Below are 16,367 nucleotides of genomic sequence, written 5' to 3'. Positions count from 1 at the left end.
TGCGGATGTGAGCAGCCTAAAAGTGGCCAAAGCGCTGAATAACAATGTGATTATAGGGATGCATCCCGAGCATGATGAGGTTGTCGTGATTGGAAAAGGAATCGGTTTCAATCGCAAACCCGGCGATTTAATGCCGTTGGATTCAGTTGAAAAATTATTTATATTAAAAAGCCATGAAGAGCAGGAGCAATACAAACGATTGCTTCCTGAGCTGGATGAAAAGCTCATTGAGGTCATCGGTGAGGTGCTTCATCTTGTTCAGCTTCAAGCCAAAAAGCCTCTTAATGAGCATATACTGATTGCTTTAACTGACCATATTGCCTTCTCCATCAACCGTCATAAACAGGGGATTACGATTCATAATCCGTTCTTGTATGAAACTAGGGAAATATATCCTCAGGAATACAAGATGGCTGAGCAGGCTGTTGCTTTGATCAAGGATAAGATGGACGTGGATCTGGGAGAAGATGAAATCGGATTCGTAGCTTTGCATATTTATAGTGCTATGACGAACCAACATATCTCCGAGGTTAGGAAGGATTCTCGTCTGATTGCTGACATGGTTCAGGTCGTCGAGACGACACTCGATTACCGAATTCCTCTCCAATCCCTTGATTATTCCCGTCTGCTGACTCATCTGAGATTTGCGATTGAACGTGTACGACGAGGAGAGATTGTGCAGGAGATTTACCGATTGGACAAGCTTTTGAATGAAGAATATCCAGAAATGTATATGCTGGCCTGGAAACTTACGAAGATTATGGAGAAAAGGCTACGTAAACCGGTGTATCCAGCTGAAGTTAGCTATTTGACGATGCATCTGCAGCGTTTGTCCCAACGCAAGCAGGGAGAGCAACAAACCGTGATAAAGCCCGAATAAAAAAGTATTGCCTCGCATTTAGCGTGGTGCTATAATCAATTTTGCAATGAGGAAGACAACAACTAAACATTTTAACGTGTTACTGATTCGATCAGGCATGAGTTGTTTTAAGTTATGATTGTTTACAGCCTAGTGGGGTAAGCTATATCCCAAGGTTGTGTTCAAACATACTTAAATCGGCTCATGCCTTTTTTGTTGTTTTACCTCTGTTCTAAATTTCAGAGAAGGATGTGGAAGGTATGTTTAAAAAGCTTTTCGGCGTTTTACAGCGTGTCGGTAAAGCGTTAATGCTTCCGGTAGCCATTTTGCCAGCTGCGGGGCTTTTATTGGGTATCGGCAACATGCTGGTCAACCCTGATTTTCTCCAGTACATCCCTGCATTAAATGCGGGCTGGGTTCAATCGGTAGCGACCATCATGATGAATGCCGGACAAATTGTTTTTGATAATCTGGCGCTGTTGTTCGCAGTCGGCGTAGCCGTCGGTCTGGCGGGCGGCGAGGGTGTAGCAGGTTTGGCTGCGATCATCGGTTACCTCGTAATGAACATTACGCTGGGTACAGCTGTGGGAGTCACACCTGGTCTGATTGCTCAAAAAATACCGGGTTATGCGAATGTGTTGGGTATTCCTACACTGCAAACCGGGGTGTTCGGCGGGATTATCATCGGTATACTGGCCGCTGCTATGTACAACCGATTTTTCAAAATCGAGCTTCCTTCGTACCTGGGCTTTTTCGCGGGTAAGCGCTTCGTTCCAATTGCAACGGCAGTATCTTCACTGATTGTTGGACTGGCACTGGTTCTTATCTGGCCTCCAGTTCAGCAAGGGCTTAACGCAGTATCTCACTTTATGGTGTATTCCAACCCGACCTTGTCGGCGTTCCTGTTCGGGGTTATCGAACGTGCGCTCATTCCATTTGGTCTGCATCACATCTGGTACTCACCGTTCTGGTTTGAGTTTGGTGAATATGTTAACAAAGCAGGTCAAACCGTTCACGGTGACCAGCAAATCTTCTTTAGTCAGCTTCGCGACGGCGTGGCACTGACAGCAAGTACGTTCCAAGTAGGTAAATTCCCATTCATGATGTTCGGATTACCGGCTGCAGCACTTGCGATGTATCATGAAGCAAGACCAGAACACAAAAAATATGTAGCAGGTATCATGGGTTCAGCAGCCTTGACTTCGTTCCTGACAGGTATTACGGAGCCACTGGAATTTTCCTTCCTGTTCGTAGCTCCATTGCTGTTTGCAGTACACTGTGTATTTGCAGGTTTGTCATTCATGACGATGCAAATTTTGAATGTTAAAATCGGCATGACGTTCTCTGGTGGATTTATTGACTTCCTGATTTTCGGGATTATTCCAACCCGTACGCCATGGTGGTATGTAATTATCGTCGGTCTGATTTTGGCGGTTATTTACTACTTCGGATTCCGATTCATTATACGGAAATTCAACTTGAAGACACCAGGACGTGAAGAAGCTACAGAAAATGTGGATGGTGCAGCAAGCGGTAGCAGTGATGAGCTTCCACATAACATTTTGGCTGCTTTCGGTGGTTCATCGAATATCAAGCATCTGGATGCATGTATTACACGCCTTCGGATTGAAGTTAATGAGAAATCAAACGTTGACAAAGCTCGTCTGAAACAACTTGGCGCCTCAGGTGTCCTGGAAGTGGGTAACAATGTACAGGCGATCTTCGGTACCCGTTCCGATACGATTAAAACTCAAATGGCTGATATCATGGCAGGACGTACACCTGCACCTGCGCCTTCAGAACCAGCTCCACAAGAGGAAAAGGAAGCCGGAGAACAAAAGCAAACGATTGTTGTGGAAGATATCGTGATGCCAGTTAACGGCGAATTGGTTGACATCTCGACAGTTCCCGATCCAGTATTTGCAGAGCGTATGACAGGTGATGGCTTTGCAGTTGTGCCTAATGATGGAACAATTGTTTCTCCTGTCTATGGTAAAGTATTCAATGTATTCCCAAGCAAGCATGCGGTTGGTATTCAATCCGATGGTGGTAAAGAAGTGCTTGTTCATATCGGTGTGAATACAGTGAAGCTTAAAGGTCAAGGATTTGACGTTTTGGTGAACGAAGGCGATCTTGTGTCAGCTGGTCAACCGATCATGAAAGTAGACCTGGAATATGTGAAAGCCAACGCTAAATCCATCATCTCACCTGTCATTTTTACCAACCTTCCAGAAGGTTCTTCGGTAACTTTAAACAAAACTGGAGTATTGAAGGCTGGCGAAGATGGTATAATTACGATAAAATAAACTCTATGTGTTTCGGATTAGTTGATTGGGCGGCTTAAGCCGCCTGGTCATCTGCCCGGTATACTGCGTGTAAACAAATATTATCTTTAGGAAAGTGGGAGGAACAAATTATGCAAACAACTTTTAGAATCACGGATGAAGACGGTATCCATGCACGTCCTGCAACTGCGCTGGTAAATACAGCTAACAAATTCAGCGGTGCTGAGTCTTTCGCCGAAGCTAACGGTAAAAAAGTAACTTTGAAATCCATTCTGGGTGTATTGTCTCTGGGTCTGGAACAAGGGGATACTATTAACATTATCTGCGAAGGCGCTGAAGCTGCTGAAGCATTGAAAGCTCTTGAAAATGTAATCGTTAACGAAGGGCTGGGCGAAGTTCATGCTTAAAATTTCCGGGATTGCCGCTTCGGCAGGCATAGCCATTGCCCGGGCGTTTATCTTGGAGCATCCGAATTACGCTGTAGAGAGACGCGCGGTTGGTGATGTTGAAGCTGAAATCGCAAGATTGGATGCGGCTTTGGCAGAATCTCAAACCGAATTGGAATCGATTAAGGAGAAAACGCTTCGGGAGCTGGGTGAGAAAAAAGCAGAAATTTTTGCATCTCACCTGCTCATCCTGAATGATCCTGAATTGATCGATCCGGTTAAAGCTAAAATCAGAGACGAGCAGCTCAATGCTGACTATGCTTTGAATGAAGTAGCTACACAATTTGTTTCCATGTTTGAAAACATGAAAAGTGCATATTTGCAAGAACGCGCATCGGACATGCGTGATGTAACCAAACGGGTGCTTAATCATCTGCTTGGTGTTCATTTTGTCAGCCCTGCAGAAATTGCCGAAGAAACGATTGTACTTGCAGAAGATTTGACACCTTCCGACACAGCTCAGCTGAACCGTGAATTTGTTAAAGGCTTTGCAACGAACATCGGTGGACGCACTTCGCACTCGGCTATTATGGCTCGTTCATTAGAAATTCCTGCTGTTGTAGGAACGAAAAATATATTGTCTCAAGCTAAAAGCGGCGATTTGATTATCGTCGATGGTCTGGATGGTCATGTATTCGTGAATCCTACCGAAGAAATCATTACGGAATACCGCGCTAAACAGGTGGCATATGACAAGCAACGCGAAGAGTGGCGTAAGCTGCGTGGCGAAGCTACGGTTTCCGTTGATGGTGTCCATGTCGAACTGGCAGCCAATATTGGTACGCCTAACGATGTAGCTGGTGTTCTGGACAACGGTGGAGAAGGCGTTGGCTTGTACCGTACGGAATTCTTGTACATGGGACGCGACAAGCTCCCATCCGAAGATGTACAGTACACAGCTTACAAAACGGTTCTGGAAAGAATGGAAGGCAAACCGGTTGTAGTCCGTACTTTGGACATCGGTGGAGATAAAGAACTTCCTTATCTCGATCTGCCGAAAGAAATGAATCCGTTCCTCGGATTCCGTGCTATTCGTCTGTGTCTGGATCGCCAGGATATCTTCCGCACTCAATTGCGTGCTTTGTTGCGTGCAAGTGTACACGGTAACCTGCGCATTATGTTCCCAATGATTGCTACGCTGAACGAATTCCGTGAAGCTAAAGCTGTTTTGTTGGAGGAAAAAGAAAAGTTGGTAGCCGAGGGTGTATCCGTATCTGAAGAAATTCAGCTGGGCATCATGGTAGAAATTCCTTCCACAGCGGTATTGGCTGACCAATTCGCAAAAGAAGTGGATTTCTTTAGTATCGGTACTAACGATCTGATTCAATACACCATGGCAGCAGATCGTATGAACGAACGAGTTTCTTACCTGTATCAACCATATAACCCATCTATTTTGCGTCTGGTGAAAATGGTTATTGATGCTGCTCACCGTGAAGGACGTTGGGTTGGTATGTGTGGTGAAATGGCAGGAGACACCACAGCAATTCCGTTGCTGCTGGGTCTGGGACTTGATGAGTTCAGCATGAGCGCAACTTCCATTCTGCCAGCACGTAGTCAAATCTCTAAGTTGTCCCGTGCGGACATGGAGAAATTGGCTGCAAAAGCTCTGGATATGCAAACAGCTGAGCAGGTTGTTGAATTGGTTCAAAGCATCGAAGCATAAGGAAGGGTATCACATTTTTCAAAGGTTATATCTTTTTCCAACAAAAATTGCTGTATACATACAGCAGCCGGTATCTCAACAGATACCGGCTTTTTTGTATGCTTTGGATTGTTGGGTTGAATTTATTCTTAACTACATGCGCAATTCAGCACAGGTTTACGAGCTGCAGTGGTTTCATCCAGGCGCGTGACTGGAGTGGTATAGGGGGCATTGAGCACCAGCTCAGGGTTCTCCTCGGCTTCGCGCGCAATATGAATCATAGTGTCGACAAAAGCATCAAGCGTCTCTTTACTTTCTGTTTCCGTCGGCTCGATCATGATGCATTCCTCTACATTCAGCGGAAAATAAATGGTAGGTGGATGGTAACCGAAATCAAGCAACCGTTTGGCTACATCAAGCGTGCGCACTCCAAACTTCTTCAAGCCTCGTCCCGACATGACAAATTCGTGTTTACAATGTCCAGGATAAGGCAGGTCAAAATGCGGAGCCAGCCGATGCATCATGTAGTTGGCATTGAGTACAGCACATTCGGACACTCGCTTCAAGCCATCAGGACCGTAGCTGCGGATATAGGCATAGGCACGAACGAGAATGCCGAAGTTGCCATAAAAGGCTTTGACCCGCCCAATAGAATCTCCCTGCTCCCGATCCCAGCGGTACATACCCTGCGGATCACGTACGACAAGCGGCTTGGGCAGAAAGGAAATCAGTCGCTGCTTTACGCCGACAGGTCCAGCGCCCGGGCCCCCTCCACCGTGCGGAGTACTCATCGTTTTGTGCAAATTGAGATGCACCACATCAAAGCCCATATCCCCAGGGCGGGTAATCCCCATGATAGCATTGGAATTTGCGCCGTCATAGTAGAGCAGGCCACCTGCGTCATGTACAATCGCAGCAATATCAGTGATTTGCTTCTCGAACAGACCGAGCGTGTTCGGATTGGTCAGCATGAGCGCAGCGGTGTCGTTGCCTACGGCTTGACGGAGCGCATCCAGATCCACCAGCCCCTCAGGGGTGGAGGGAAGGGTGACTGTTTCGAAACCCGCGACGGTTGCACTGGCGGGGTTCGTTCCATGCGAGGAATCCGGCACGAGCACCTTGGTACGTCGCTCGCCACGTGCTTCGTGGTACGAGCGGATCATCATCAGCCCGGTCCATTCGCCATGGGCGCCAGCAGCGGGCTGAAGCGTAACGGCATCCATGCCGGTCAACGCAGCCAGATCATTTTGGAGCGTATGCAGCAGTTCCATAGCCCCCTGGATGCTATCCTCCGGCTGATATGGGTGAATTTTAGCAAAGCCTGCGTAACGGGCAACATCCTCATTCACCTTCGGATTGTATTTCATCGTACACGAGCCAAGCGGATAAAATCCGTTGTCGACGCCGAAATTGCGCTGGGACAGGGCGGTATAATGGCGAATAACATCTACTTCGTATACCTCGGGTAATGCCGCAGGTTCGCTGCGCAGCGCATAATCCGGCAAAAGCTCTGCCACCGGGCGACGGGGAACGTCGCAATCGGGAAGGGAATAAGCGATGCGACCCGGACGGCTCAATTCAAAAATGAGCGTTTGATCGTGTTCCTTTAACAGTTCTTGTTTCTGATCCTGTCCGGTGTGTGTCATAGCAATCCCCCCAAGGTGTGTACAAATTGGTCAATCTCTTCTTTGGTTCTTTGCTCCGTCACGGCAATCAGCATGTGACCAGCAAGTTCCTCATAGTCCCGGCCCAAATCGTAGCCAGCGATAAATCCGGCAGCTAGCAGCTCGGCCTGGAGTTTGCTCATATCTGTACCCTCAGGCAGTTTAAGGGCAAACTCATTAAAGGTTGGTGCGTTAAACGAGGTAGATACGCCCTTCAAGCTCATCAATTGCTCTAACGCATAACGGCTTTTATGCAAATTTAGCTCGGCTACTTCCTTGATCCCCTGTCTACCCATGACAGACAAATATACAGATGCAGATAAAGCGAGCAACGCTTGATTGGAGCAAATGTTAGACGTGGCCTTTTCGCGGCGGATATGCTGTTCCCGCGCTTGCAAGGTCAGTACGAAGCCGCGTTTGCCGTTACGGTCTGTAGTTTGGCCTACGATACGTCCAGGGATACGGCGCATATGCGCCTGGGAAACGGCAAAGTAACCGCAGGTCGGACCACCGAGGGAGGATGAGATCCCAAGTGGCTGCGCGTCTCCTACAACAATATCCGCGCCTTGCTTACCAGGGGTCTCTAGCAAGCCTAGTGCCAGTGGATTGGCACTAACAACCATAAGCCCTTGATGCGCATGGATGAGGTCAGCCATCGGCTTCAGATTTTCCACGGCTCCGAAAAAGTTGGGATTTTGGATCAAAACAGCCGCCGTCTGTTCCGATACGGCCGTGGCTAGCGCATCGACATCCGTTACGCCATCCGAACAGCCGATTTCCACAATGTCCAAATCCAATCCGCGTGCATAGGCTGCCAATACCTGACGTGCCTCTGGATGGACAGACCTTGATACGATAAGCTGTTTACGACGCGTGGCGGAAGCGGCCAATGAGCCCGCTTCCGCCAGAGCTGTAGCCCCATCGTACATGCTGGCATTAGCTACCGCCATACCTGTCAATTCGCAAATATACGACTGGAATTCAAAAATGGCTTGCAGCTCGCCCTGGCTTACTTCCGGCTGATAGGGGGTGTAGGCTGTGTAAAATTCGGAACGTGAGGTGATGTGTTGGATAACGGATGGAATATGATGATCATAAATACCTGCACCAAGAAAGCTAGCATGGGTATCTGTATTGGCGTTTCGTCCGGCCAGCTCGGTCATGTGGCGGGTTAAGGCTCTTTCGTCGAGCCGAGAGGAAAGAGGGAGTTCCCCTTGGTATCGAATAGCCTCTGGAATGTCACTGAATAAATCATCAATGGATGATACGCCCACCACACGCAGCATTTCAGTTTGGTCTTGTTCGGTCATGGGGAGATAGCGATGTTGCTTCATAGGTTCTGGCTCCTTTCGAAAAGCAAAATTTAGATAGTAAATTAGCTAATACATAGTCGTAATTGGAAAATCCAGAATTTTACATCTGACATGATCGCTTTTTTAGAATGAAGAGGATTAAGATCAGCGTAGCCGTTTATAAAAGGGGGCTGGGACCACTTCCGCACGCAGGCGTTTACCACGAATTTCGACCTCCAGCGGTGTCGATAGGGTGCTAAAACGACTGTCCACCAGGGCCAGCCCCAGATTACGCTTCAAGGTGGGCGATTGAGTACCCGTTGTGACCTCACCGATGTGTTGACCTTCAGCGAACACTGGATAATGAGCGCGCGGGATACCGCGGTCAATCATTTCCAGCCCGATTAACTTGCGAGGAATTCCTTGTTCTTTTTGACGTTGCAGTGCTTCCCTGCCGATAAAATCTCCTTTATTCAGCTTGACGAAGAAACCTAACCCAGCCTCAAGCGGTGAAATTGTGGCAGATAACTCCTGTCCGTACAACGGTAGCCGTGCCTCGAAGCGCAGCGTATCGCGAGCACCAAGTCCAGCGGGAATCAGTCCATACGATCCACCGCAACGAAGCAAACCATCCCACACGGCGGGTGCTTCCTCAGCAGGGATATAAAATTCAAAACCGTCTTCGCCGGTATATCCAGTTCGCGAGACAAGTGCTTTTGCTCCGAACAATTGCACGTTCTCATGGAATCGGAAAGATACCAGATTCGTAATATCTGTATCTGTCACGGCTGCGGCAATACGTGCTGCTTCCGGTCCTTGTAATGCCAGCAATGCTATCGCATCAGACACATTCTCCAGATGAACCGATGCTGGTACGTGGCGTATGAGCCAATCCCAATCTTTGTCGATGTTGGAGGCATTCACAACGAGCATGTAGCGCTCTGGTCCTTTGCAATATACAAGCAAGTCATCCACTACGCCTCCATCGGGGTAACACAGGAGTGAATATTGTGCTTGGCCCGGTTCCAACTGGCTGACATCATTCGTAGTTACCTGTTGCAAAAAAGCCTCAGCTTCTTTGCCTTCAACCAAGAACTCGCCCATATGCGATACATCGAATAAACCTGCACGTTGTCGGACGGCCTCATGCTCCTTTTGAATGCCGCTAAACTGAACGGGGAGTTCCCACCCGCCAAAGTCAATACAACGAACCCCGGGCTGCATCCCGTAGGACGAATATAGTGGTGTTCTTCGCAAATTAGACATTTTTTCACTCCTATCCAGTGTAATCGGCTAAACAAAAAAGACAGGCTAAAAGAAACGTATAGACGGCAGTCCATACTCTTCTTTCAGCTCTGTCCTTGATACCAGAAAGTTACCCCGGTGTGAACCAGGTTTCCCCTTGGGTGATCCGCTCTTTTCACGGATGCTCTCCAGAGATGCGTCCGGCAGAGGTCCTTTTGCCTGAGAGATTCACCTGCAATGCAAGTTTACTCCTTCGGCGCTACCTTTTGGATCAACGGTATGTTACCCGGTTTTGCAGATAACAACTTGATCCGATTCGCGTGCCCAACTGTCTCACAAACGACAACAGCGATGCGAATATTTTTGGTAGTCTCTCCCTCCGCGTTCATCCGCGTTTGCAGTTGTCGAGGTATTTTCAAAAGCAATTACTATAACCCATTAATACGCAAATTCATTCAAAATGTCAATAAAAATGTCATATGAAACAATATGAAAAACATTTAATGTATAAATAAGGATATGTAAGCGTTTGTTACAAGTTATTATTTTTGATAGACTATGCTATATAGGTTGGTATGAAGTATTTTTGTTAGTATTATTGACATGGATGTTCTTGTTGTCATAATCTTAACTTGTCTAATACAGGTGATCAAAAGCATTTTATTCATGTGGAAGTGAGGCGAAGCAGGATGAGTGAAGTGAAACAGCAACTTTGGTATACAGACGAACATGAGTGGGTTCAGCGCACAGTGGATGGGACGTTGCGGATCGGCATTACAGACTTTGCACAGCATCAATTGGGTGATATTGTTTTTGTGGAATTACCTGGGGCGGGAACAACGATTGGACAGGGGACGGAGATTGGTACAATTGAATCGGTGAAGACCGTATCCGATCTTTTTGCTCCGGTGACGGGAACCGTTTTGAAAGTAAATGAAGCTCTGGAAAGTACACCTGAGCTGGTGAATGAATCACCCTATGAAGAGGGTTGGATGATCGAAGTAGAGATGAGCAATGGTGTCGAGGAAGCTCTGGGCAAGTTGCTGTCTGCGGAGCAGTACGAGCAGTTGATTTCGGATGAGCAATAATGAGCAATACAGCATGAAATAATAGCGCTTTATTCTGATTTTTTATATGGATATTGAATTAAATAAGAGCATCGTTAGTCCGCTCAGTTTTTGTATAAAATAGTCGCTATGACCTGACATAGCGGCTATTTTTTGTTGTCTTTTAGAAGACGTATTTACGTTGTTTGCTCAGACTTAGAAGAGAGCATCACTATAAAATTGTGTAGATTTACAACAGTGTTTTTTCGACTAATTTCTATTGTTATCGGCCATATTAAGAAGAATTATGCAGGTATAATGCCTTGTCGTTACTTTAAATTTAAATGTTGTCATCAACGTTCATGACGAAAGTACGTTTTCATTTCGTTGATGAAGATAGCGCTGTCATTTAGTATGAATTTTAAGAAAAGGTAGTGATGCTATTTACTCACAAGGAGGATATGAATATGAGCACAGTGGACACAAAGTCCAGTTCAAACGGTGGCGCTCGTGTCGCCGTACAGCGTTTTGGCCGCTTTCTCAGCGGTATGGTTATGCCCAATATGGGAGCCTTTATCGCATGGGGATTAATTACGGCCCTTTTTATTCCGACCGGGTGGTTCCCGAATGAGGGTTTTGCACAACTGGTTGATCCGATGAAAAATTATTTGCTGCCACTGCTGATCGGTTACACGGGAGGCACGATGATTCACGGACAGCGTGGAGGTGTGATCGGTGCCATTATGACGATGGGGGTCATTGTGGGGGCCGATATCCCGATGTTCCTGGGCGCGATGGTAGCTGGTCCGCTGGCTGCATGGATATTGAAGAAGTTCGATAAGGCCATTGAGGGCAAAGTCAAATCAGGTTTTGAAATGCTGGTCAATAATTTCTCGGCTGGGATTATCGGTGCCATTCTAGCATTACTAGCGCATGTGGCGATCGGCCCGGTCGTGCAAACCATCAGTCAAGTGTTGTCGACAGGGGTACAGTTCCTCGTGAACGCAGGGCTACTGCCGCTTGTCAATCTCATTATTGAGCCCGGAAAAGTATTATTTCTCAACAACGCACTGAATCATGGAGTATTGAGTCCGATTGCGCTGGAGGAAGCTGCAAGAACAGGAAAATCCGTTTTGTTCATGCTTGAATCCAATCCTGGCCCGGGACTCGGTATTTTGCTGGCCTATTGCCTGTTCGGTAAAGGCTCTGCGAAGTCGTCTGCTCCTGGTGCAGTCATTATTCATTTTTTCGGCGGGATTCATGAAATTTATTTCCCTTATATTTTGATGAAGCCGATTCTGATTCTCGCTGCTATAGCAGGGGGCGTTGTTGGAACCTTCTGTTTTATGTTGACAGATGCCGGACTGGTTGCTGCTCCTTCACCAGGCAGTATCATTGCTTACTTCCTGATGACACCCAAAGGCGGATATTTGCCGATGCTGAGCGGTGTGATCGCAGCTGCGGTCGTATCCTTTGCGGTTGCCGCAGTATTACTCAAAACTGGTAAGCAAAAGGAAGAGGGGCTGGAGGAAGCTGCATCCCGCCTGAAAGATATGAAAAATCAAAGCAAGGGTGCAAGCGCTAACGCCACTGTAATGGAAGATAACCGCGCATCCGATCGTGCTGCCGAGATTGCCGCGGATCGAACGCTTAAGGATAAATCCGAGGTGAATAAAATTGTCTTTTCCTGTGATGCAGGTATGGGTTCAAGCGCCATGGGAGCCTCAATTTTGCGCAAAAAAATGAAACAGGCGGGCTTGGGCGTTACGGTAACGAATACGGCAATCAGTGAAATTCCACAGGATGCGGATATTGTCATTACACAAAAAACGTTGACAGACCGGGCTAAAACGGTAGCCCCAAATGCTGAGCACATTTCCATTGACAATTTCCTGAAGAGCCCTGAATACGAAGCGCTGGTTGAACGGCTGAAATCCGAATCTTAATCCCCATAAAGTCAGGCCGGCTGTATACAGTTTGTATTTCCTGCTGGAAGGGATGAGAGCTTGGGAAGGAACGGTATGCGCTTATGAATATTACGAAACGACAATCTGACATCGTAGAGTATCTTTTGGAGCAGCCCCAAGAGGTTACGGCCGGGGAAATTGCTGAGAAGATCAATGTCAGCACAAGGACGGTTCATCGGGAACTTGGCGCAGTTGAGTGTTGGTTGGCGGCTCATGAGGTAAAGCTGGAGAAAAAATCAGGGATCGGTATCTATGTGGATGCCGGCCCGACTCAGCTTGCAAGTCTGCGGGAGCAATTACTGCATACGAAGTCAGACGAATACTCGGCTGAGGAGAGAAAAATTGTAGTTCTGTGCATGCTGCTGGATACACAGGAGCCGATCAAGCTGCTGGCGCTAGCATCGGATTTGAGAGTCACAGTAACTACGGTCAGTCATGATCTGGACGAATTACAAGGCTGGATCGCAGATCGAGGGCTCGTGCTTGTGCGCAGACGGGGATACGGTGTCGAGATTACAGGCCGGGAGATAGACAAAAGACGGGCGATTTCTGAACTTGCTCTCGAATATTTGGATGAATCGGATCTGTTTTCCGGCCGAGAGGAGCTTCGTCCCGTAACACATGTCACAGAAAAATTGCTGGAGATGATTAGCAGAGAGAATCTGCTAACCGTGGAGAATGCCCTCTGGCAGCCTCATGATCAATGGCTGAAAAACATGGTGGAAAGCAAATATATGGAACTGCTGATTCAAATTTGCGTTTCTCTGGCACGTCTGCGCCTTGGGTACGTTGTGGATCATCGTCTCTCGTATTCGAAAACAGATTCAGAGGAGAATATCATGCTGCGCACAGCTATGGTGGAGCGTATATGCGCAGAGTTGTCAGCGGCGCTGGATATTGAATTTCCAGAACCGGAACGATGTTATTTCGGGTTGCTGTTCCGTGATGCTGAGGATCATTCCACCCGCTTGCTGCCACTGGATGATCTTGTACTGCTGGAGTCGGTTCATGAGTTGATTCGTCGTGTAGAGGCAGAGACAGGCACACCATTAGCAGAGGATCGTGTCCTGCGTGAAGGGCTGATTGCCCATATGGCTCCAGTATTCAAACGTTTGAGGGAAGGGAGAGCGATCCGCAACCCTCTCCTTCAGCAAATTCGCAAGGATTACGGCAGCTTGTTCGACTCGGTCAAAAAGGCTGCGGCGGATATGACGGAAATGGAAGTACCAGATGAAGAGATCGGATTTCTGGTCATGCATTTTGGCGCTTCGTTGGAGCGGCTGCGACAATTGCAGCGGGAGGTTCGAGCAATCGTAGTCTGCACGAGCGGAATTGGGTCTTCCAGACTTCTGGCAACAAGACTGGCCAAGGAGCTGCCACAGATCAAAATCGTGGATAGGTCCTCATGGTACGAGGCAACGCGGATTCCCAAGGAGGATTATGATCTGATCATTTCGACAGTGGAGCTACCGCTTGAGCCTGATCGGTATCTCAAAATCAGCCCGCTGCTGACGCAAGAGGAGAGTGACCGCCTGCGTCATTTCATCCAGCATATTACACTCAATCAACTCAGTGATCATCGTCAGGAACAGGCTGTTCTGCCCGGCCAGGGCATGGAGTGGCTTACAGGACTACGGAAAAGTCTTGAGGAGATTGTGCACATTGTACAGCAATTTCAAGTGTATCCACTGGAAAATCGAGGGATGGATATGCCAGCTACCATAGAGGCTATATGCATGTTGGAGGCAGGGCGGGGAAATGTCACAGAGCCTTCTGTTGTTGCTGAACAGCTTATGGAAAGAGAGCGCCAAGGTAGTCAGGTGATTGCTGATACCTCCGTTGCTTTAATTCATACACGCAGTCCCTATATTCGCCAGCCTTCGCTGGCCTTGTATAGGCTGGCTGAGCCGCTGTTGGCGGATGTAGACGAACAAGTGGAATGCGTTCTGCTGATGTTGGGACCTCGTGAGTTACCGAAAGAAAGTTTGGAGGTATTGAGCGAGATTAGTGCATTACTGCTGCAGGAAGACATGATTACACTACTGGAACACGGTAGTAGAGATCAGATTGCCAATTATATATCGACTGAGCTGGCTGAATTTTTTCACAGTAAATTAGGGACAGGGAGGAACCTACCGTGAGTATTATGACGATAGACAAAATAAAAATGAACGCAACCGCCAAAGACAAATATGAGGCGATTCGTATGGCAGGACAAATCCTGCTGGATGCAGGACATATTACAACTGAGTACATTGACAAGATGCTTGAACGCGAGGAGATTGTATCCACCTATATCGGGAACGGGCTGGCTATTCCACATGGTACCAAGGAATCTAAGACACTTGTTCAATCCACTGGCATCTCCATCGTTCAGTTCCCGCAAGGCGTAGATTTCGGGGAAGAAAAAGCATACATGGTGATCGGCATTGCAGCCCAAGGCGGCGATCATATGGAGATTTTGACAAGTATCGCTGTGGTATGTGCGGAGGAAGAAAACATGGACAAACTTCGCAACGCGGTGATCCCACAGGAAATTATAGATCTGTTCGAAAGTGAGCTGGAGCTATGAGAGCCGTCCACTTTGGAGCAGGAAATATCGGTCGCGGCTTTATTGGGCTGATTCTGTCGCGTGCAGGCTATGAGGTTGTTTTTTCAGATGTCAACGAGACACTTGTATCTGAGTTACGACGCCGCAAGCAATATACTGTTGAGTTGGCGAATGATACGAAGGATACGGAGACGGTAACGAATGTAACCGCGATTGACGGCAGAGATGCATCCGCTGTAGCGGATGCAGTAAACCATGCTGATCTGGTAACGACCGCAGTCGGGGTTAGCATCCTCAGGCATATTGCAGCAGGTATTGCCGAGGGGATAGCACGGCGGGTAGAGCGTGGAGCAGGCCCGCTGCATGTGATTGCTTGCGAAAATGCAATTGGAGGCAGCGCCCAACTGAAAGAGCATGTTTTTGCGCTACTGGATGAGGCGACTCGTGCCAAGGCAGAGGCTTCGGTATATTTCCCTAATGCTGCTGTAGACCGGATTGTGCCGATCCAGCATCATGAGGATCCATTGCATGTGCAGGTAGAGCCTTTTTACGAGTGGGTGGTGGATCGCTCGCAGATGGCAGCTGACCATGAAGAAATCGAAGGCATTCTTTACGTGCAGGATCTGGAGCCTTACATTGAACGCAAGTTGTTTACGGTGAATACGGGGCATTGCGTGGCGGCCTATATTGGTTATACCGCAGGTTATGCCACGATCCAGGAGGCCATGAAGGATACCAAGGTGGTAGATTCAATCCAAGGGGCGCTGGAGGAAACAGGAGCGGTGCTTGTAAAGCGATTCGGCTTGAATCAAGGGGAGCATAAGAAGTACATCTCTAAGATTCTGGATCGCTTCCGCAATCCTCATCTGACAGACGAGGTTACTCGGGTCGGACGTTCACCGCTTCGCAAGCTGTCTCCCAATGACCGTCTTGTACGTCCCGCGCTGCAAGCACAGGAGTATGGTATCCGGACCGATCATCTGGCGTTAGGAATGGCTGCTGCCTGCAAATTTGATATTACGGAAGACCCCGAAGCAGTTGAGCTTCAGCAGGTGATTCGCAGCCAAGGGGTGAGTGTAGCGCTGACACGTTATACGTCCATACCTGCAGATGACCCGTTACATCGGCAGGTATTGGAGCAATATGATATTATAAGTTCGTAAAACAACGTAATAACACGCACTTATTTCAATCATCCTCTTGAAGACCAAACATCTACATGAGCACAAAAATGTTCTGTGGAGTTGAGCTTCAAGAGGATTTTTATATGCGTGATTTACATCACATAACAACCTGATTAAATTATATATATTGATAATGATTATCATTATCCATAAAATATCATTAACAATATATATATTAGGGGG

Annotated in this window: 12 protein-coding genes and 2 riboswitches; of the genes, 9 read left to right on the top strand and 3 right to left on the bottom strand. The window is 47.6% G+C overall.

Annotated elements, in window-relative coordinates:
• Positions 1 to 7 precede the first annotated feature (7 nt).
• The 4 genes from glcT to ptsP all read left to right on the top strand — a co-directional run bounded on the left by glcT (position 8) and on the right by ptsP (position 5,256).
• Positions 8 to 880 carry a glucose PTS transporter transcription antiterminator GlcT gene (glcT, locus tag ACU1JV_RS23635; protein WP_013372581.1) on the top strand — a complete coding sequence of 291 codons (873 nt, stop codon included), beginning with the start codon at positions 8 to 10 and terminating at the stop codon, positions 878 to 880.
• 239 nt (positions 881 to 1,119) lie between these two features.
• Positions 1,120 to 3,165: a glucose-specific PTS transporter subunit IIBC gene (gene ptsG, locus ACU1JV_RS23630; RefSeq protein ID WP_025676128.1), complete on the top strand. Its 2,046-nt coding sequence runs from the start codon at positions 1,120 to 1,122 to the stop codon at positions 3,163 to 3,165.
• Positions 3,166 to 3,275: 110 nt separating this feature from the next.
• Positions 3,276 to 3,551, top strand: a complete 276-nt coding sequence (locus tag ACU1JV_RS23625; protein WP_013372579.1) for an HPr family phosphocarrier protein — start codon at positions 3,276 to 3,278, stop codon at positions 3,549 to 3,551.
• On the top strand, positions 3,544 to 5,256 hold the full coding sequence (gene ptsP / locus ACU1JV_RS23620; RefSeq protein WP_413986847.1) for a phosphoenolpyruvate--protein phosphotransferase: 1,713 nt from the start codon (positions 3,544 to 3,546) through the stop codon (positions 5,254 to 5,256). Before ACU1JV_RS23625 ends, ptsP begins: the two co-directional genes overlap by 8 nt.
• Positions 5,257 to 5,384: 128 nt before the next feature.
• Here the strand turns inward: ptsP and gcvPB are convergent, their stop codons facing one another.
• The 3 genes from gcvPB to gcvT form a co-directional block, all read right to left on the bottom strand.
• Entirely contained in the window at positions 5,385 to 6,881 is a 1,497-nt protein-coding gene (gene gcvPB, locus ACU1JV_RS23615; RefSeq protein WP_413986846.1) for an aminomethyl-transferring glycine dehydrogenase subunit GcvPB, read from the bottom strand.
• Entirely contained in the window at positions 6,878 to 8,233 is a 1,356-nt protein-coding gene (gene gcvPA / locus ACU1JV_RS23610; RefSeq protein ID WP_413986845.1) for an aminomethyl-transferring glycine dehydrogenase subunit GcvPA, read from the bottom strand. The genes gcvPB and gcvPA overlap by 4 nt, the downstream gene beginning before the upstream one ends.
• 123 nt (positions 8,234 to 8,356) lie before the next feature.
• The gene (gene gcvT / locus ACU1JV_RS23605; protein WP_413986844.1) at positions 8,357 to 9,457 is read right to left on the bottom strand and encodes a glycine cleavage system aminomethyltransferase GcvT; all 1,101 of its coding nucleotides are present in this window, start codon (positions 9,455 to 9,457) and stop codon (positions 8,357 to 8,359) included.
• Positions 9,458 to 9,536: 79 nt separating this feature from the next.
• A riboswitch (glycine riboswitch) is annotated at positions 9,537 to 9,633 on the bottom strand.
• Positions 9,634 to 9,733, bottom strand: a riboswitch (glycine riboswitch).
• 392 nt (positions 9,734 to 10,125) lie between these two features.
• Between gcvT and gcvH the strand changes: the two genes are divergently transcribed.
• The 5 genes from gcvH to ACU1JV_RS23580 all read left to right on the top strand — a co-directional run bounded on the left by gcvH (position 10,126) and on the right by ACU1JV_RS23580 (position 16,163).
• Positions 10,126 to 10,524, top strand: coding sequence for a glycine cleavage system protein GcvH (gene gcvH, locus ACU1JV_RS23600; protein ID WP_058710424.1), 399 nt, complete (start codon positions 10,126 to 10,128; stop codon positions 10,522 to 10,524).
• Between the two features lie 425 nt (positions 10,525 to 10,949).
• Positions 10,950 to 12,428: a PTS mannitol transporter subunit IICB gene (locus ACU1JV_RS23595; RefSeq protein ID WP_413986843.1), complete on the top strand. Its 1,479-nt coding sequence runs from the start codon at positions 10,950 to 10,952 to the stop codon at positions 12,426 to 12,428.
• An 83-nt stretch (positions 12,429 to 12,511) separates the two neighbouring features.
• Positions 12,512 to 14,590, top strand: coding sequence for a BglG family transcription antiterminator (locus ACU1JV_RS23590; protein WP_413986842.1), 2,079 nt, complete (start codon positions 12,512 to 12,514; stop codon positions 14,588 to 14,590).
• Positions 14,587 to 15,021, top strand: coding sequence for a PTS sugar transporter subunit IIA (locus ACU1JV_RS23585; RefSeq protein WP_013372570.1), 435 nt, complete (start codon positions 14,587 to 14,589; stop codon positions 15,019 to 15,021). The genes ACU1JV_RS23590 and ACU1JV_RS23585 overlap by 4 nt, the downstream gene beginning before the upstream one ends.
• Positions 15,018 to 16,163 (top strand): mannitol-1-phosphate 5-dehydrogenase, encoded by a 1,146-nt coding sequence (locus ACU1JV_RS23580; protein ID WP_137079079.1) that lies wholly within the window; start codon positions 15,018 to 15,020, stop codon positions 16,161 to 16,163. Before ACU1JV_RS23585 ends, ACU1JV_RS23580 begins: the two co-directional genes overlap by 4 nt.
• Positions 16,164 to 16,367: the final 204 nt, after the last annotated feature.

The sequence above is a fragment of the Paenibacillus sp. T2-29 genome, from assembly GCF_052921365.1.
This window is presented reverse-complemented; position numbering and strand designations above follow the sequence as displayed.

What these genes read in the sequence shown, in the direction of transcription:
- gcvPB (WP_413986846.1), bottom strand. Translation starts at nt 6,881, where the DNA reads ATGACACACACCGGACAGGATCAGAAACAAGAACTGTTAAAGGAACAC.
- gcvPA (WP_413986845.1), bottom strand. Translation starts at nt 8,233, where the DNA reads ATGAAGCAACATCGCTATCTCCCCATGACCGAACAAGACCAAACTGAA.
- ACU1JV_RS23595 (WP_413986843.1), top strand. Translation starts at nt 10,950, where the DNA reads ATGAGCACAGTGGACACAAAGTCCAGTTCAAACGGTGGCGCTCGTGTC.
- gcvH (WP_058710424.1), top strand. Translation starts at nt 10,126, where the DNA reads ATGAGTGAAGTGAAACAGCAACTTTGGTATACAGACGAACATGAGTGG.
- ACU1JV_RS23580 (WP_137079079.1), top strand. Translation starts at nt 15,018, where the DNA reads ATGAGAGCCGTCCACTTTGGAGCAGGAAATATCGGTCGCGGCTTTATT.
- ptsP (WP_413986847.1), top strand. Translation starts at nt 3,544, where the DNA reads ATGCTTAAAATTTCCGGGATTGCCGCTTCGGCAGGCATAGCCATTGCC.
- gcvT (WP_413986844.1), bottom strand. Translation starts at nt 9,457, where the DNA reads ATGTCTAATTTGCGAAGAACACCACTATATTCGTCCTACGGGATGCAG.
- ptsG (WP_025676128.1), top strand. Translation starts at nt 1,120, where the DNA reads ATGTTTAAAAAGCTTTTCGGCGTTTTACAGCGTGTCGGTAAAGCGTTA.
- ACU1JV_RS23590 (WP_413986842.1), top strand. Translation starts at nt 12,512, where the DNA reads ATGAATATTACGAAACGACAATCTGACATCGTAGAGTATCTTTTGGAG.
- ACU1JV_RS23625 (WP_013372579.1), top strand. Translation starts at nt 3,276, where the DNA reads ATGCAAACAACTTTTAGAATCACGGATGAAGACGGTATCCATGCACGT.